The organism is Burkholderia cepacia (assembly GCF_001039005.1).
In the GTDB taxonomy this organism is placed as follows: Bacteria; Pseudomonadota; Gammaproteobacteria; order Burkholderiales; family Burkholderiaceae; genus Burkholderia; species Burkholderia theae.
In genome coordinates this window covers 37553-53677 of sequence record NZ_LDWR01000005.1, presented here as the reverse complement: position 1 = coordinate 53677, position 16125 = coordinate 37553, and the positions used below count along the sequence as shown (strand labels likewise).

Sequence of the window (16125 nt, the reverse complement as noted above, 5' to 3'; positions counted from 1 at the left end):
GTTGCGCGCGCAACGAATGCGCGCCGTTGCGTTACACGTATTCGGTCGGTACGGCCACCGGACGGCGTTCGAGCGACGCCGACCACAGCGTGAGCGCGAGCGCCGCGACGGCCATTGCGACCCCGACCCACGGCAGGTTCACGAGCGACACGCCGGAACCGATCGCCATCCCGCCGAGCCACGCGCCGGTCGCATTGCCGAGGTTGAACGCGCCCTGGTTCAGCGTCGACGCGAGGTTCGGCGCGTCGCTCGCGCGATCGACGATCATGATCTGCAGCGGCGGCACGATCGCGAACGCGAGGATGCCCCACACGAAGATCGTCGCGAGCGCGGCGAACGGCAGGTGCATCGTGCCCGCGAACAGCGCGAGGACGATGCCGATCAGCGCGAGCGTCGCGATCAGCGACGGCATCCGGCGCCAGTCGGCGAGTTTGCCGCCGAGCGTGCCGCCGACCGTCAGGCCGAGGCCGAACAGCAGCAGCACGTAGGTGACCTGGCGCGGCGAGAAGCCGGTCACATCCTCGAGGATCGGCGTGATGTACGTGAACACGCTGAACAGGCTCGCGGATGCGAGCACGCTGATGCCAAGCACCATCAGCACCTGCGGGTGCTTCAGCACGCTGAATTCGCGCGTGATGCTGGTGTCGGGCATCGCGAGATTTTTCGGCAGGCAGACCGCGAGCGCGGCGGCCGCGACGATGCCGATGCCGGTGACGGCCCAGAACGTCGCGCGCCAGCCGAACGCCTGGCCGAGCGCGGTGCCGAGCGGCACGCCGAGCACGTTCGCGAGCGTGAGGCCGGTGAACATCAGCGCGATGGCCTGCGCGCGGCGGTTCGGCGCGACGAGGTTGCTCGCGACCACCGAGCCGATCCCGAAGAACGCGCCGTGGCAGAACGCGGTGACGACGCGCGCGGCCATCAGCACCGCATAGCCGGGGGCGATCGCGCAGAACAGGTTGCCCGCGATGAACAGCCCGATCAGCCCCATCAGCGCGCGCTTGCGCGGCATCTTCGCGGTGACGATCGCGAGGATCGGCGCGCCGATCGTCACGCCGAGCGCGTAACCCGACACGAGCATCCCGGCGGCCGGAATCGACACGCCGAGATCGCGTGCGACATTGGGCAGCAGCCCCATGATCACGAATTCAGTGGTACCGATTCCAAAAGCGGCGACGGCAAGGGCGAAAAGAGGTAAGGGCATCGCGGTAGGCTCGGGAAAAGCCGCCGCTCGAGCCAGGCGCAGGATGCGCGGGACGGGCGGACGGTAAGGCGAACGACAGCGCGATTCTACTTCAGTGAAAACCCCTATGCTCGGGGCCAAAACGGATGTTGCCGGCGTGCGACGGGGCAGCGCGCGCGACGCTCACAGTGTGGGATTCGGCAACGGTTTGCGGCGGGTGAAGGCGTCGGGGTCGGAACGAGGGTGGCGGCTGGGCCGCGTTTCAGGCGATTCGTTCGGGTGATCCATCGGTGCTGGGGTTCGATGCGTCGGCCGCGTCGGCATCCGGCGCCGGGTTCGCGGGCGACGCAGGCGAGCCGGCCGCGTCGAGCGTGGCCGGATCGTCCCAGCCGTTCTCGAACAGGCACGCTTCGATCGGCATCCGCGCGGCCCAGCGTTCCTCTTCGAGCATCGGCTTCGCATAAAACGCGTCGACATGCCCGACACACAGCACGGCAATCGGCTTCGCGCCGTCGGGCATCCGGAGCAGCGTGCGCAGCGCATCGACGTCGAACAGCGACACCCAGCCCATCCCGAGCCCTTCCGCGCGGGCCGCGAGCCACATGTTCTGGATCGCGCACGCGGCGGACGCGAGATCCATCTCCGGCAGCGTGCGGCGGCCGAACACATGGCGCTCGCGGCCGTCGGCGAGCGCGACGACCAGCAGCTCGCCGCATTCGCGCACGCCTTCGACCTTCAGCCGCATGAATTCGTCCTGGCGCTCGCCGAGCGCATCGGCGGTCGCGCGGCGCTCGGCGTCGACCAGCGCGTGGATCGCGGTGCGCAGCGCGGGATCGGTGATGCGGATGAAGCGCCACGGCTGCATGAAACCGACGCTCGGCGCATGGTGCGCCGCGCGCAGCAGCCGCGCGAGTACGGCCGGATCGACGGGCGCCGGCGTGAAATGGCGCATGTCGCGCCGTTCGAAGATGGCGCGGTAGACCGCGGCAATGGCGGAGTCGTCGAAACGCATGAGCGGGAGGAGGCGGGGTAACGTCGGCGCAACGATAGCAGACGGCGCACGGGAATCGTTACATCAGTCGAAACAAAGCGCGAAATTGTTCATGAAAAAGGCCGGTTGCGCAGCAGCGGGCACAAGCAAACGATTGCGGTGGCGCCGGCAACCATCAAATGAGCCAATTCGTCGATTTGTCAGCGAATCGCCGTCACGACGTTCTGCGGCGTGCCCGCATGCCAGGCCTCGATGTTGCGCAGCGTCGTCTGCGCGATCTCCGCCAGCGCCTCGCGCGTGAAGAACGCCTGGTGCGACGTGACGATCACGTTCGGGAACGTCAGCAGGCGCGCGAGCACGTCGTCCTGCAGCGGCTGGTCAGAGTGATCCTCGAAGAAGAGCCCGCTTTCCTCCTCGTACACGTCGAGCCCGAGATGGCCGAGCTGGCCGCTCTTGAGCGCGTCGATCAGCGCCTGCGCGTCCACGAGGCCGCCGCGGCCGGTGTTGATCAGCATCGCGCCGTGCTTCATCCGCGTGAGCGTGCGTTCGTTGATCAGATGGTGTGTCGACGGCAGCAGCGGGCAGTGCAGGCTGACGACGTCGGCGTGGTGCAGCAGCTCGTCGAGCTCGACATAGCGCGCGCCGAACGCGATCAGCTCGTCGTTGTACGGCGGCACCGAATGCGCGAGCACATGCATCCCGAAGCCCATCATGATCTTCGCGAACACGCTGCCGATGATGCCGGTGCCGATCACGCCGACGGTCTTGCCGTGCAGGTCGAAGCCGAGCAGCCCGTTCAGCGAGAAGTCGCCTTCGCGGGTGCGCGCGACGGCGCGCGGCAGGCGGCGGTTGAGCGCGAGGATCAGCGCGACCGCGTGCTCGGCGACCGCATGCGGCGAATAGGCGGGCACGCGCACGACCGTGATGCCGAGCCGCTCGGCCGCCGCGAGGTCGACGTGGTTGAAGCCCGCCGAGCGCAGCGCGATCAGGCGCGTGCCGCCGTCGGCGAGCCGTGCGAGCACGGCCGCGTCGACGGTGTCGTTGACGAACGGGCAGACGACTTCATAACCATGCGCGAGGATCGCGGTTTCCGCGTCGAGGTGCGACGGCTGGAAGTGCAGCCGATAGCCGAACTGCCGGTTGACGGCAGTAAACGAATCGTTGTCGTACTGCCGGCTGCTGAACAGGATCACGCGCACGCTGCACCTCCGATGGCTATCGCGCGCAGTTTACTGCAGGCCCGTGACGATGTCGGAGCGTTCGGGCCCGCGCGGCGGACGCAGGAAGCTGTAGTCCACCCGCTCGCGGGCCGTCTGCGCGCTGAAATGATCGAGCGCGTGCTCGACGAAGCTGCGCGTGCGGGCCGGCACGTACTGGCGGTTCGGATAGACGAGCGACAACTGCGTGTCGGGATCGTCGATCCGGTAGCCGGCCAGCAGCCGCACGAGCGTGCCGGTGGCGAGCGCGTCGGCGACGCACGGCTCGGGCAGCACCGCGATGCCGGCCCCGGCAACGGCGGCCGCCTGGACGAGCGCGAGCTGGTTGACCGTGCAGGCCGGGCGCACCGTGACGGAATGCGCGACGCCGTCGTGACCGATCAGTTGCCACGCGGGCGCGTGCTGGTGCGGCGCGAGCGTGACCCAGTCGTGGCCCGGCAGGTCGTCGGGCACGCGCGGCTCGCCGCGTCGCTCGAGATAGGCCGGCGCCGCGCACGCGACGAACGGGTTCGGCGCGAGCGCATGGCCGATCAGCGTCGGATTGCCGTCGAGCCGGTTGCCCGTGATGATGCCGACGTCGTAGCCCGAATCGAGCACGTCGAGCGGCCCCTCGGAGACGGTCAGCTGCACGCGCAGCTCGGGGTAGCGGTGCCGGAAGCTGCTGACGAGCGGCGTCAGCGCAAGCGGCGACAGCAGGCCCGACGCGACGACGCGCAGCGTGCCGGCCGGTTCGCGCACGGCATGCGCGACGGACGATTCGAGGTGATCGAACTCCTCGAGCAGCGCACGGCAACCGTCGAGGTAGCGTACGCCGGCCTCGGTGAGCGACAGGTTGCGCGTGGTGCGGTGGATCAGCCGTGTGTTCAGGTGGCCCTCGAGCATCGCGATCGAACGCGTGACGAGCGCATTGGACACGCCGAGATGGTGCGCCGCGCGCCGGAAGCTTTGCTGCTCGGCGACGCAGACGAAGACACGCATGGTCTGAATCTGGTTCATGGCTGGCGTATTTCTGGCCCGGTTGATTGATTATGGTTGTGGATTTTCGCCGCGCAACCTCGAAAGCGCATCGCGCGGCCCCCAGTTCTCCATCGCATCGAAAAAATCGTTTTTCGATTCTGTAGACGATTGTTAAATACAGAAGCGATATCCGTCAACCTGAGAAAATGGGCGGGTTGCGGAAAATCTAAATCGCGAGTACCGGTTAAACGTGGTAGAGCGCGCAAGCGCCTGCCTGGAAAACCGGATCGGTATTTGAGTATGTGCCGAAGGTGCGAATATTTCTTATGTTAATCAATCGGTTGTGTGTGATTCGGACAGCCGGGATCGGATAAATAGGGGAATCGTTCCCCAATACATGCAACCGTAATAGATGTTTTTTCCACACGCGAATTTTGCGTATCGTATTCCGCGCGGCGGATTTTTATCCGGCATCCGGTCTATTTTGTTCGATGCACAAGTCGTGCTGAACCGTCGGCCTCGGCCAATCGCAGCGATACTGCCCGAGAAAATCGCGTGCATGGAACCGTTTCACAACCGGCCGGCAATCCTTTTCCAATCCGGAATCTCGTCGCGAGATAAGTGTCCTGCCGGCTGGCCCGGTCCGGCGACCGGGCCACCGGCGCGCTGTCCGGCGGCGCGTGCCTCTTGCGCGAGGCCGCGGAACGCGGAATGATCGATCAGTTCGCCATGCAGCGCGGCGAGCATCCGTGCATTTCCTTTCCTCATCCTTTACCAGCCATGTCCATCGATTACTCGCCGATTCCCTGTCCCGTCGTCGTGCCGCTCGACGCGATCCTGCCCGAAGAACCGCTGCTGATGATGGGGGCCGGTCCGGTTCCGATCCCGGCCGCCGTCGCGAAGGCGAATACGATCGTGATCAACCACCTCGGCGCGACGATGGCGAAGATCATCGAGCAGGTGAAGGAGATGGCGCGTTACGTGTTCCAGACCCGCACGAAGTGGGTGCTCGGCGTCGCGGGCCCCGGCTCGGCCGCGATGGAAATGGCAATCTCGAACCTCGCATGGCGCGGCACGCGCGTGCTGTCGATCCGCAACGGCTTCTTCAGCGCGCGGATGGCCGAGATGGCCACGCGCGTCGGTGCCGACGTCGTGACGCTCGAAGTGGCCGACCGCGCGGTCGCGAGCCTCGACGAGATCGCGGACGCGATCGCGCGCGAGCGGCCCGAGATCGTCACGATCGTGCAGGGCGAGACGTCGAACACGGTGTGGAACCGCGACCTGCGCGACATCGCGGCGCTCGCGAAGGCGGCCGGCGCGCTGGTCGTCGTCGACGCGGTGTGCACGCTGTCGACGATGCCGCTCGAGATGGACGCGTGGGGCATCGACGCGGTGATCACCGGCGGTCAGAAGGGCTTGTCGTCGATCCCGGGCGTGTCGCTGATCGCGTTCTCCGACGCCGCGTGGGAGCGGATGAAGCATCGCGCCGAACCGAACACGCACTGGTGCCTCGACATGGCGCTCGCGGAGAACTTCTGGCACAACGCGGGTTATCACTACACGGCGCCCGTGTCGGGCGTGCTCGCGCTGCACGAGGCGCTGCGGCTCGTCTGCGCGGAGACGCTCGAAAGCCGCTTCGCGCGCCATCTGCGCTGCTCGCTCGCGCTGCAGGCGGGCGTCGAGTCGATGGGGCTCAAGCTCTATGCGCCGAAAGACTGCCGGCTCAATTCGGTGGTCGGGATCGAGACGCCGGAAGGGCTGACGCCCGGCATGGTGTGCGGCCATATCTCGAAGCAGTACCAGGTCGAGATCTCGGGCTCGTTCGGGTTGCCGATCGTGCGGATCGGGCAGATGGGCGAGCAGTGCCGCGAACACAACCTGTTCCGCACGCTGCATGCGTTCGGCCGCACGATGGTCGACCTGAAGGTGCCGGTTGATCTGCCGGCCGGTGTCGCGGCGCTCGAACAGGAACTGTCGCAACGCGGCGCGTAACGCCGCGGCGGGCCGCGTTCAGCGGCCCTGCATCGCGCGCCGGTACGTATTCGGCGTCGTGCCGTGCGCGTCGCGAAAGCGATGGCTGAAGTGGCCGGCGTTTGCGTAGCCGCAGTCGGCCGCGATCTGCGCGAGCGGCAGCGCCGTCGTGCGCAGCAGCTCGCGCGCCCGCGCGAGCCGCTGCTCGGCAACCCACGCATGCGGCGCGCGGCCGAACGACAGCCGGAACATCCGCGAGAAGTGGTATTCGGACAGCGCGGCGACGTCGGCGAGCTCGCCGAGCGTCAGTGGTTGCGTCAGATACGTGTCGATGTAGTCGCGCACGCGGCGGCGCACGGCCGGCGCGAGCCCGCCGCGAAACGATCCGTCGGTGCGCGTCGTGCTCTGCCCGCGCAGCAGCAGGCTCAGCACCTCGTGCGCGGTTTCGTTCACGCGCAGCCGCTCGTCGGCATCGTCCCAGCCGTCCAGCGCGAGCGAGCGCAGCAGCGCGGCGACGCGCGCATCCTCGAAATAGGTGCGGTCGGCGAGCTTCAGCTCGCGCGGCTCGCGGTCGAGTTCGCGGATCGCGCGCTGCGTGAAGTGCTCGGGCAGGAAATACAGGTGGATGAAGTGCATCTCGCCGCGCACCCACCAGCGCGATTCATGGTCGCCTGGCAGCGCGCACAGCAGGCTCGGCGCGCCGTAGCGCGGCACGCGCTGGCGCTCGGTCCGGTAGCCGCCGTCGAGGTAGCACGACAGCGTGTGGTGGCCGGGCTGCTCGTAGACCGTCTCGCTTTCGTCGGTGACGCGCGTCCATTCGGCGATCGCGAGATGGTCGCCGAGCCACGCGAAGCGCTCGAGCGTCGCGTTCGCGTCGGCGAGCGTGCGGCAGACCGACTGCAGGCCGAACGGCAGATCGCCGCCAGCCAGGGCGGCGGCGCGGTCGACGGGCGGGGCGGAGAGGGAGACGCTCATGATGCGACGAGTATAAGCGGGCGCGCGGCAGCGGGTGCGGCGGCCCGCAAAAGACCGCAATTCCGGACAATCGGCGCGCGCCCTGCGGCGGCATAGTCGGGATCCCGTTTCACCCGCTTTTCGGACCGCCACCGCCATGAACCTGTCGCTTTATTTCGTCACCGTGCTGATCTGGGGCACCACCTGGATCGCGATCAAGTGGCAGCTCGGCGCCGTGCCGCCGCCCGTGTCGATCGCGTGGCGCTTCTGGCTCGCGGCCGCCGTGCTGTTCGCGCTGCTGCGCGTGATGCGCCGGCCGGTCCGGCCGCCGCGCGAGGCGTGGCGCTTCCTCGTCGCGCAGGGCTTCGCGCTGTTCTGCCTGAACTTCCTGTGCTTCTACTACGCGGAGCAGGTCGTGCCGAGCGGCCTCGTCGCGGTGATTTTCTCGACCGCGCCGCTGTTGAATTCGATCAACGGCCGGCTGTTCATGGGCCGGCCGCTGCGGCCGTCGGCGATCGCCGGCGCGTTGCTCGGCCTGGTTGGCATCGCGTGCCTGTTCTGGCAGCAGATGGCCGGCCATCTCGACGATCACGCGACCTGGATGGGGCTCGCGATCGCGTTCGCCGGCACGATGTGCTTCTCGGCCGGCAACCTGCTGTCGAGCCGGATGCAGTCGATGGGGCTGCATCCGCTTGCGACCAACGGCTGGGCGATGCTGATCGGCGCGGCGATCCTGACCGTCGGCAGCGCGGTGGCCGGAATGCCGTTTACGCTCGACCTGAGCCCGCGTTATCTCGGCGCGCTCGTCTACCTGGCCGTGCCGGGCTCGGTGATCGGCTTTACCGCGTACCTGACGCTCGTCGGCCGAATCGGGCCGGAGCGCGCCGCGTATTGCACGGTACTGTTCCCGATCGTCGCGCTGGCCGTGTCGACGGTGTTCGAGGGCTACCAGTGGTCGCCGCTCGCGGTGATCGGGCTGCTGCTCGTCGTGGCCGGCAATCTCGTCGCGTTCGACCTGACGCGCCGGTTGTTTCTCCGGACGGCCTGACCGCTCGGCCCCTGAATGAAAAAACGCCCGCGCGATGCGGGCGTTTTCTTTTGGGGCGCTAGCGCCGATGCCGCGACCGCCTCAATCGGCCGCCGTGCGGCGAGCCGCGTGGTCACGCCGCAGCGCCGCTCCCCTCAACGCGCGCCTGCCGCTGGTACAGGACCATCGACAGCGCGACGCCCGCCGCGGCGGCCGCCGCCGCGAACAGGAACACCTGCGGATAACCGAACGCGCCCGCGATATAGCCGGCGAGCGGGCCCGTGATGCCGAGCGACAGGTCGAGGAACACCGAGTACGCGGACAGCGCCGCGCCGCGGCTCGCGGGCGGCACGAGCGCGACGGCCTCGACGCCGAGCGCGGGGAAGATCAGCGCGAAACCGAAACCCGTCAGCGCGGCGCCGACCAGCGCGACGTGCGGCACGGGCGCGAGCCACAGCAGCACGAGGCCCGCGCATTCGAACGCGAACGACACGATCGCGACGCGGAAGCCGCCGTAAGTTTTGATCGTGTTCGCGAACAGCAGGCGCGCGCCGATGAACAGCGTGCCGAACACGGTCAGCGACAGCGCGGCATTCGGCCAGTGGCGTGCCGCGTAGTACAGCGTGACGAAGGTTGCGATCGAGCCGAAGCCGGCCGAGCCGAGCGCGAGGCCGAGGCCGTGCGGCAGCACGCGCGTGAACACGCTTGCATACGACATCCGTTCGCCATGCACGAGCGGCACGGCGGCGATCAGGCGCGCAAGGTAGAAGCCGGTCGCGGCCAGCGCGATCACGATCACGCCGATCAGCGCCGGATTCAGCGTATGCGCGATCGCGACGCCGACCGGCGCGCCGAGCGCGAGCGCGCCGTAGGTCGCGATGCCGTTCCACGAGATCACCTTCGCGTTGTGCGTGACGCCGACCCGGCCGATGCCCCACAGGATCGCGCCGGTGCCGCACAGGCTCTCGCCGACGCCGAGCACGAGCCGGCTCGCGACCAGCAGCACGAGGCTCGCGACCGGCCAGTGCGCGAGCAGCAGCGCGATGAGCAGCAGCACACCCGACACGCCGCAGCCGATCAGCCCGCGCAACACCGTCTGCTTCGGGCCGAGCGTATCGGCGAAACGCCCGGCGAGCGGCCGCGATGCGAGCGTCGCGAAATACTGGACGCTGATCGCGCCGCCCGCGACGATCGCGGAAAAACCGAGGTCGTCATGGACGAAACCCGGCAGCACCGCGAGCGGCAGGCCGATGGTCAGGTAGCAGATGAACGTGAAGCAGACGACGGACACGATTTGCAGCGTGACCGCGAACCCGCTGCGCGGTGGTGTGGCGGAGTCGGTTGACATGGGGTCGGAACGATTGAGCGAAACGGAGCGTGACGGAACGGAAGACGGCGAAAAGCGGAATCGGGATTTTCCCATGGAACCGGTTTTCACGCAGGTACCATTTAGTTAATCACGACCCGATTTCATCGCTCACGGACCGGCGAGAGCATGTCGGGACGGCGCGCAGAGCCCCGTGCGAAGGGGCGCCGGGCGGCCCCGGCGCTCATATCGCGGCAGTTATATGGGCCCCATGCGTGATGGGCTATGGGTTGCGGAATTTGATGGTGATAGCGTTCAAACTGTCAGAAAAACGTCGGTCGAGCGCCCCGCGCAGGCCGCTTTGCCCCCCATTTGAAGAATCATAGAGACATGAGTGAGCCGATTCGCTTCTACCATCGTCACGCGATCCGCGAAGTCAGCGGCGCGGACGTCACCCGCACCGTGCTGCAATACCTGCGCGAGGACGCGCATTGCACCGGCACCAAGGAAGGCTGCGCGGAAGGCGACTGCGGCGCGTGCACGGTCGTCGTCGGCGAGCTGACCGACGCCGGCGCGGTCGAGTTCAAGGCCGTCAACGCGTGCATCCAGTTCCTGCCGACGCTCGACGGCAAGGCGCTGCTGACGGTCGAGGACCTGCGCCAGCCGGACGGCGCGCTGCATCCGGTACAGCAGGCGATGGTCGACTGCCACGGTTCGCAATGCGGGTTCTGCACGCCCGGCTTCGTGATGTCGATGTGGGCGCTGTACGAGAAGCACGGCCACGAAGGCTGCGCGAGCGCCAGCACGTGCGCGAAGGCGAAGGACGTGCCGACGCGCACCGAGATCGCCGATGCGCTGACGGGCAACCTGTGCCGCTGCACCGGCTATCGCCCGATCGTCGACGCGGCGGTGCAGATGTTCGACGCGCCGGCACCGTCGGCACCGGTCGACACGGCCGCGCTCGCTCGCACGCTCGCATCGCTCAAGCGCGACGACACCTTCGACTACACGACGATCAACGGCGCTCGCTTCGCGGCGCCGCGCACGCTCGACGCGCTGGCCGCACTGAAGGCCGAGCGGCCCGACGCGCGGATCCTCGCGGGCAGCACCGACATCGGCCTGTGGGTCACGAAGCAGATGCGCCGGCTCGACGACCTGATCTACGTCGGCCAGATCGCCGAACTGCAGCGCCTCGTGGAGCGCGGCGACTGGATCGAGATCGGCGCGGGCGTGACGGTCGAGAAGGCGTATGCGGCGCTGGCCGGCACGTACCCGGAACTGACCGAGATGTGGAAGCGCTTCGCGTCGCTGCCGATCCGCAACGCGGGCACGATCGGCGGCAACGTTGCGAACGGCTCGCCGATCGGCGATTCGATGCCCGGCCTGATCGCGCTCGGCGCGCGGGTCGTGCTGCGCGGCGGCGATACGGTGCGCGAGCTGCCGCTCGAGGCGCTCTACACGGGCTACCAGCAGAAGGACATGGCGCCGCACGAATTCGTCGTCGGCGTGAAGGTGCCGACCCGCACCGGCGCGCGCGAGAAGCTGCAGTTCCGCACGTACAAGCTGTCGAAGCGCTTCGACTCCGACATCTCGGCCGTGTGCGCGGCGTTCGCGTTCATCGCGGACGGCGATACGGTGCGCGAGCCGCGCATCGCGTTCGGCGGGATGGCCGCGACGCCGAAGCGCGCGACGCATACCGAAGCCGTGCTCGACGGCGCGGTGTGGCACGAAGCCACCGCGCAGGCCGCGATGCAGGCGCTCGAGCGCGATTACCAGCCGCTGTCCGACATGCGCGCGACGAGCACGTACCGCCTCGATACCGCGAAGAACCTGATGTACCGATTCTGGCTGGAGACGCGCCCGCACGACCCGCTGCCGCCGCAAGCCCTGAATGTGCGTGAAGTGGCCGCCGAAGCCGGCGCCGACGCGGCGCGCGTCTGAAGACGGAGAACACCGAAAATGAACCAGCAAGCAGAACCGTTCCTGAGTACCCTCGACCCGCAAGCCGACGCCGCGCAGGTGCATGTATCGCGCGCTCACGAATCCGCGCACCTGCACGTGAGCGGGCGCGCCACCTATACCGACGACATTCCGGTCGTTGCGGGCACGCTGCACGCGGCGCTCGGATTGTCGGCGAAGCCGCACGCGAGGATCGTGTCGATGAACTTCGACGCGGTGCGCGCGACGCCGGGCGTGGTCGCCGTGTTCACGGCCGACGACATCCCGGGTGTCAACGATTGCGGCCCGATCATCCACGACGACCCGGTGCTCGCGAAGGGCATCGTGCAGTTCGTCGGCCAGCCGATGTTCATCGTGGTCGCGACGTCGCATGAAACCGCGCGGCTCGCCGCGCGCCGCGCGCAGGTCGACTACGAGGAGTTGCCCGCGATCCTGACCGCGCAGGAGGCGCGCAAGGCCGAGACCTACGTGATTCCGCCGCTGAAGCTCGCGCGCGGCGACGCGGCCGCGCGGCTCGCCGACGCGCCGCACCGCGAGTCGGGCGAGATGCTGCTCGGCGGCCAGGAGCAGTTCTACCTGGAAGGGCAGATCGCCTACGCGGTGCCGAAGGACGACGACGGGATGCACGTGTATTGCTCGACGCAGCACCCGAGCGAAATGCAGCACCTCGTCGCGCACGTGCTCGGTGTCGCGTCGCACAACGTGCTGGTCGAATGCCGCCGGATGGGCGGCGGGTTCGGCGGCAAGGAATCGCAGTCGGGCCTGTTCGCGTGCTGCGCGGCGCTCGCCGCGTGGAAGCTGCTGTGCCCGGTGAAGCTGCGCCCGGACCGCGACGACGACATGATGATCACCGGCAAGCGGCACGACTTCCATTACCGCTTCGACGTCGGTTACGACGACGACGGCCGCCTCGACGGCGTGGCGCTCGACATGACGTCGCGCTGCGGCTTTTCGGCCGACCTGTCGGGCCCGGTGATGACGCGCGCGGTGTGCCACTTCGACAACGCGTACTGGCTGGGCGATGTCGATATCGCCGGCTACTGCGGCAAGACCAACACGCAGTCGAATACCGCGTTCCGCGGCTTCGGCGGCCCGCAGGGCGCGTTCGCGATCGAGTACATCCTCGACGACGTCGCGCGCTCGCTCGACCTCGATCCGCTCGACGTCCGCTATGCGAACCTGTACGGCAAGACCGAACGCAACGTGACGCCGTACGGGCAAACGGTCGAGGACAACGTGCTGCAGGAGCTGCTCGGCGAACTCGAGACGACGAGCGATTACCGCGCACGGCGCGCGGGCGTGCGCGAATTCAACGCGCGCAACACGGTGCTGAAGAAGGGCATCGCGATCACGCCGGTGAAGTTCGGGATCGCGTTCAACGTCACGCACTTCAACCAGGCCGGCGCGCTGGTGCACATCTACACCGACGGCTCGGTGCTCGTGAACCACGGCGGCACGGAGATGGGGCAGGGGCTCAACACCAAGGTCGCGCAGGTCGTCGCGCACGAGCTCGGCATCCGCTTCGGCCGGATCCGCGTGACGGCGACCGACACGAGCAAGGTCGCCAACACGTCCGCGACGGCCGCGTCGACGGGCTCGGACCTGAACGGCAAGGCCGCGCAGGATGCGGCGCGCCAGTTGCGCGAGCGGCTCGCGGTGTTCGCGGCGAAGCAGTTCGGCGACGGCAAGGTCGATGCGGCCGACGTGAAGTTCGGCAACGACTTCGTGTGGGTCGGCGGCAACGGCGTGCCGTTCGGCGAAGTGATCGCGAAGGCGTACCTCGCGCGCGTGCAGTTGTGGTCCGACGGTTTCTACGCGACACCGAAGCTGTACTGGGATCAGTCGAAGCTGCAGGGCCGGCCGTTCTACTACTACTCGTACGGCGCGGCCGTGTCGGAAGTCGTGATCGACACGCTGACGGGCGAGATGCGCACGCTGCGCGTCGATGCGCTGCACGACGTGGGCGCGTCGCTGAACCCGGCGCTCGACGTTGGCCAGGTCGAAGGCGCGTTCATCCAGGGGATGGGCTGGCTCACGACCGAGGAACTCTGGTGGAACAAGGGCGGCAAGCTGATGACGCATGCGCCGTCCACGTACAAGATCCCGACCGTGAACGACACGCCGCCCGAATTCAACGTGAAGCTGTTCCAGAACCGCAACGTCGAGGACAGCATCCACCGTTCGAAGGCCGTCGGCGAACCGCCGCTGCTGCTGCCGTTCTCGGTGTTCTTCGCGGTGCGCGACGCGGTCGCGGCGGTCGGCGATTACCAGGTGAACCCGCCGCTCGACGCGCCGGCCACCGGCGAGTCGATCCTGCGCGCGGTGAGTGCGGTGCGCGCGTCCCGTTCGGTTCAGGCAGGCTGAGATGAAACGACCCCCACGCTCGCTTCGCTCGCTGCCCCCCGCGGGGGCGGTCAGCCTCCTTGGGGCGGCCCGGCGGAGGCTGACATGAACGGGCCCGCACGCTCGCTTCGCGCCGCGCCGAACCCGACGTTCGCGCAGGGCACCGGCCAGCGCAACCGCGCGACCGGCGCGCCGGCACCGATGCACATCGTGTTGTTCGGCGCCGGGCACGTCGGTCACGCGCTCGTCACGCTGCTCGGCGCGCTGCCGTGCGTCGTGCAGTGGGTCGACACGCGCGACGAGCTGTTCCCGGACGAATGTCCGCCGAACGTGCAGCCGGAGCCGACCGACACGCCGGAGGCCGTCGTCGACGCGGCGCCGGCCGGCGCGTACTTCCTCGTGATGACGCACAACCACGCGCTCGATTTCTCGCTCGCCGCGCAGATCATGCGGCGGCGCGACTACGCGTACTTCGGGATGATCGGCTCGCGCACCAAGCGCGTGAAGTTCGAGCGCCGGCTTGCCGCGCGCGGTGTCGATCCGGCGCGGCTCGTGGAGATGGTGTGCCCGATCGGCGTTGCGGGCATCGTCGACAAGGCGCCGGGCGCGATCGCGGTGGCCGTGTGCGCGGAGCTGCTGCAGGCACGCTCTGGCATGCCGGTGGCCGACGCGAAGGCGGCCGCGTCGGGGCGCGCGCGCGACGACGTGTCCTGCGCGCGGTAACGCCGCGCGGCCAGCGCAAGGCCGTTACCAGCGGGAGCCGGCCCCAGCACACGGCCGCGCGTTTTTGCATACACTGCACGGCAACGCGCGGCACCGGGCCGCGCTTTTCCGTGCAGGTGCCATGTCCGATTACCCGATCTATCTCGACGCGCTCGAAACGAGCCTCGTCGCCATCGAGCGCTGGCTGTCCGGCGTCGATACCGCGCCGGCGGCGCTCGACGCGCTGCTCGCGCCATTCTCTGCCGATTTCACGATGATCCTGACCGACGGCCGCGTAGTCGACCGCGACGGCACGCGCGCGCTGTTCGCGAAGCTTGCCGGCGCGAAGCCGGGGCTGCGCATCACGCTGTCGGAAACCCGCGTGCTCGCGGCCGACGCATTGCATGCGGTGATCACCTATCTCGAAGCGCAGCACGCGGCATCGGGCGAGCTGCCCGCACGTCGTGCGACCGCCGTGTTTGAACGCGACGCGGCGGGCGTCGTGCGCTGGACCCATCTGCAGGAAACCTTCTGCACGGCCTGAGCGGCCGCGCCGCGTGTCAGCGCTTGCGGCTGCGGGCGACCGTCAGCTCGTCGGACACGCTCTGCATCAGCGAGCACAGCCACGCGATGTCGGTCGGGCGGTCGGGCTGCGGGTGCGTGAGCAGATAGCTCTTGATGCGCGGGAACGGCACGGGCGGCGTGACGACGACAAGCGGCAGCAGCTGCGCATAGTGCGTCGCGAAGCGGCGCGTCGTCGTGAAGATCAGGTCCGACTGCAGCAGCACCTGCGGCACGATCCCGAAGTAAGGCAGCGTCGTCACGATGCGCCGCGTGAGGCGCGCACGTGCCAGGCCGATCTCGATCGCGTTGCGCTTGTCGCCGGTGTACGGCGTGGGCGCGACGTGCGCGGCCGACGCATATGCTTCACGCGTGAGCGGCACCCGTGCGAGCGGGTGCGCTTCGCGCATCAGGCACACGATCGTGTCGGAGAACAAATCCTGGCGCGCGAACTGCGGGTCGGGCTTCGGCCAGTTGCCGATCACGAGATCGAGCGCGCCCGATTCGAGCGCGCCTGCGTGGTCGAGCGCGGGATTCAGCGAATCGATTTCCAGGTGCGCATGCGGCGCCGCGTCGCGAAAGCGCTCGATCAGCGTCGGCATGAAGAAATCGTTCAGGTAGTCGGGCGCGGCGACGCGAAACGTGCGCCGTGCCGACGACGGGTCGAAGTCGCCGTGCGGCGTCGCGATGAAGTCGACTTCGCGCAGCGCGCGCTGCGCGGCTTCGAGCAGCGACGCGCCGTATTCGGTCGGCACCATCCCGGATTTGCCGCGCACGAGGATTGGGTCGTTCAGCGTCTCGCGCAGCTTGCGCAGCGCGGTGCTGATCGCGGGCTGGGTCTGGTTCAGCCGCAGCGCGGCCTGCGTGACGCTGCGCTCGAGCAGCAGCGTGCGCAATACGCGCACGAGCCAGATGTCGAGCGAGGCGGTACGGTCGTCGTCTTCCATCGGTGCGAGG

General features: G+C 68.4%; 14 protein-coding genes. 6 read left to right on the top strand and 8 right to left on the bottom strand.

Annotated elements, in window-relative coordinates:
* Positions 1–31: 31 nt before the first annotated feature.
* The 5 genes from VL15_RS02095 to VL15_RS42580 form a co-directional block, all read right to left on the bottom strand.
* On the bottom strand, positions 32–1201 hold the full coding sequence (locus VL15_RS02095) for an MFS transporter (protein WP_048242867.1): 1170 nt from the start codon (positions 1199–1201) through the stop codon (positions 32–34).
* 241 nt (positions 1202–1442) lie between these two features.
* Positions 1443–2192, bottom strand: a complete 750-nt coding sequence (gene bluB / locus VL15_RS02090; protein ID WP_048242865.1) for a 5,6-dimethylbenzimidazole synthase — start codon at positions 2190–2192, stop codon at positions 1443–1445.
* Positions 2193–2371: 179 nt separating this feature from the next.
* Complete coding sequence (locus VL15_RS02085; protein WP_048242863.1) at positions 2372–3370, bottom strand: 2-hydroxyacid dehydrogenase; 999 nt, start codon at positions 3368–3370, stop codon at positions 2372–2374.
* 30 nt (positions 3371–3400) lie between these two features.
* Positions 3401–4384, bottom strand: a complete 984-nt coding sequence (locus VL15_RS02080; RefSeq protein ID WP_048242861.1) for a LysR family transcriptional regulator — start codon at positions 4382–4384, stop codon at positions 3401–3403.
* A gap of 531 nt (positions 4385–4915) precedes the next feature.
* The gene (locus tag VL15_RS42580) at positions 4916–5092 is read right to left on the bottom strand and encodes a hypothetical protein (protein ID WP_193097724.1); all 177 of its coding nucleotides are present in this window, start codon (positions 5090–5092) and stop codon (positions 4916–4918) included.
* Positions 5093–5125: 33 nt separating this feature from the next.
* On the opposite strand from VL15_RS42580, the gene VL15_RS02075 reads away from it, so the two are divergent.
* Complete coding sequence (locus VL15_RS02075; protein ID WP_048242859.1) at positions 5126–6337, top strand: pyridoxal-phosphate-dependent aminotransferase family protein; 1212 nt, start codon at positions 5126–5128, stop codon at positions 6335–6337.
* Positions 6338–6355: 18 nt separating this feature from the next.
* Here VL15_RS02075 and VL15_RS02070 read toward each other — a convergent pair whose 3' ends face one another.
* A complete protein-coding gene (locus VL15_RS02070; RefSeq protein WP_048242857.1) occupies positions 6356–7291 on the bottom strand; it encodes an AraC family transcriptional regulator in 936 nt (311 codons plus the stop codon).
* 136 nt (positions 7292–7427) lie between these two features.
* Between VL15_RS02070 and VL15_RS02065 the strand changes: the two genes are divergently transcribed.
* Positions 7428–8318, top strand: a complete 891-nt coding sequence (locus VL15_RS02065) for a DMT family transporter (RefSeq protein ID WP_048242855.1) — start codon at positions 7428–7430, stop codon at positions 8316–8318.
* 112 nt (positions 8319–8430) lie between these two features.
* On the opposite strand, the gene VL15_RS02060 is transcribed toward VL15_RS02065, so the two are convergent.
* A complete protein-coding gene (locus tag VL15_RS02060; RefSeq protein ID WP_048242854.1) occupies positions 8431–9645 on the bottom strand; it encodes an MFS transporter in 1215 nt (404 codons plus the stop codon).
* Between the two features lie 348 nt (positions 9646–9993).
* Between VL15_RS02060 and xdhA the strand changes: the two genes are divergently transcribed.
* The 4 genes from xdhA (at position 9994) to VL15_RS02040 (ending at position 15151) form a co-directional block, all read left to right on the top strand.
* Positions 9994–11544 (top strand): xanthine dehydrogenase small subunit, encoded by a 1551-nt coding sequence (gene xdhA, locus VL15_RS02055; protein ID WP_048242853.1) that lies wholly within the window; start codon positions 9994–9996, stop codon positions 11542–11544.
* Between the two features lie 18 nt (positions 11545–11562).
* Positions 11563–13926, top strand: a complete 2364-nt coding sequence (gene xdhB / locus VL15_RS02050; protein ID WP_048242852.1) for a xanthine dehydrogenase molybdopterin binding subunit — start codon at positions 11563–11565, stop codon at positions 13924–13926.
* An 84-nt stretch (positions 13927–14010) separates the two neighbouring features.
* On the top strand, positions 14011–14628 hold the full coding sequence (gene xdhC / locus VL15_RS02045; protein ID WP_048242851.1) for a xanthine dehydrogenase accessory protein XdhC: 618 nt from the start codon (positions 14011–14013) through the stop codon (positions 14626–14628).
* Positions 14629–14749: 121 nt separating this feature from the next.
* On the top strand, positions 14750–15151 hold the full coding sequence (locus tag VL15_RS02040) for a nuclear transport factor 2 family protein (RefSeq protein WP_048242849.1): 402 nt from the start codon (positions 14750–14752) through the stop codon (positions 15149–15151).
* Positions 15152–15167: 16 nt separating this feature from the next.
* Here the strand turns inward: VL15_RS02040 and VL15_RS02035 are convergent, their stop codons facing one another.
* The gene (locus VL15_RS02035) at positions 15168–16115 is read right to left on the bottom strand and encodes a LysR family transcriptional regulator (RefSeq protein WP_048242847.1); all 948 of its coding nucleotides are present in this window, start codon (positions 16113–16115) and stop codon (positions 15168–15170) included.
* Positions 16116–16125: the final 10 nt, after the last annotated feature.

Excerpts from the sequence above, each read along its gene's own strand:
- VL15_RS02035 (WP_048242847.1), bottom strand. The coding sequence starts at position 16,115 with ATGGAAGACGACGACCGTACCGCCTCGCTCGACATCTGGCTCGTGCGC.
- VL15_RS02095 (WP_048242867.1), bottom strand. The coding sequence starts at position 1,201 with ATGCCCTTACCTCTTTTCGCCCTTGCCGTCGCCGCTTTTGGAATCGGT.
- VL15_RS02075 (WP_048242859.1), top strand. The coding sequence starts at position 5,126 with ATGTCCATCGATTACTCGCCGATTCCCTGTCCCGTCGTCGTGCCGCTC.
- xdhA (WP_048242853.1), top strand. The coding sequence starts at position 9,994 with ATGAGTGAGCCGATTCGCTTCTACCATCGTCACGCGATCCGCGAAGTC.
- VL15_RS02060 (WP_048242854.1), bottom strand. The coding sequence starts at position 9,645 with ATGTCAACCGACTCCGCCACACCACCGCGCAGCGGGTTCGCGGTCACG.
- VL15_RS02070 (WP_048242857.1), bottom strand. The coding sequence starts at position 7,291 with ATGAGCGTCTCCCTCTCCGCCCCGCCCGTCGACCGCGCCGCCGCCCTG.
- xdhC (WP_048242851.1), top strand. The coding sequence starts at position 14,011 with ATGAACGGGCCCGCACGCTCGCTTCGCGCCGCGCCGAACCCGACGTTC.
- VL15_RS42580 (WP_193097724.1), bottom strand. The coding sequence starts at position 5,092 with ATGCTCGCCGCGCTGCATGGCGAACTGATCGATCATTCCGCGTTCCGC.
- VL15_RS02040 (WP_048242849.1), top strand. The coding sequence starts at position 14,750 with ATGTCCGATTACCCGATCTATCTCGACGCGCTCGAAACGAGCCTCGTC.
- VL15_RS02065 (WP_048242855.1), top strand. The coding sequence starts at position 7,428 with ATGAACCTGTCGCTTTATTTCGTCACCGTGCTGATCTGGGGCACCACC.
- bluB (WP_048242865.1), bottom strand. The coding sequence starts at position 2,192 with ATGCGTTTCGACGACTCCGCCATTGCCGCGGTCTACCGCGCCATCTTC.
- xdhB (WP_048242852.1), top strand. The coding sequence starts at position 11,563 with ATGAACCAGCAAGCAGAACCGTTCCTGAGTACCCTCGACCCGCAAGCC.
- VL15_RS02080 (WP_048242861.1), bottom strand. The coding sequence starts at position 4,384 with ATGAACCAGATTCAGACCATGCGTGTCTTCGTCTGCGTCGCCGAGCAG.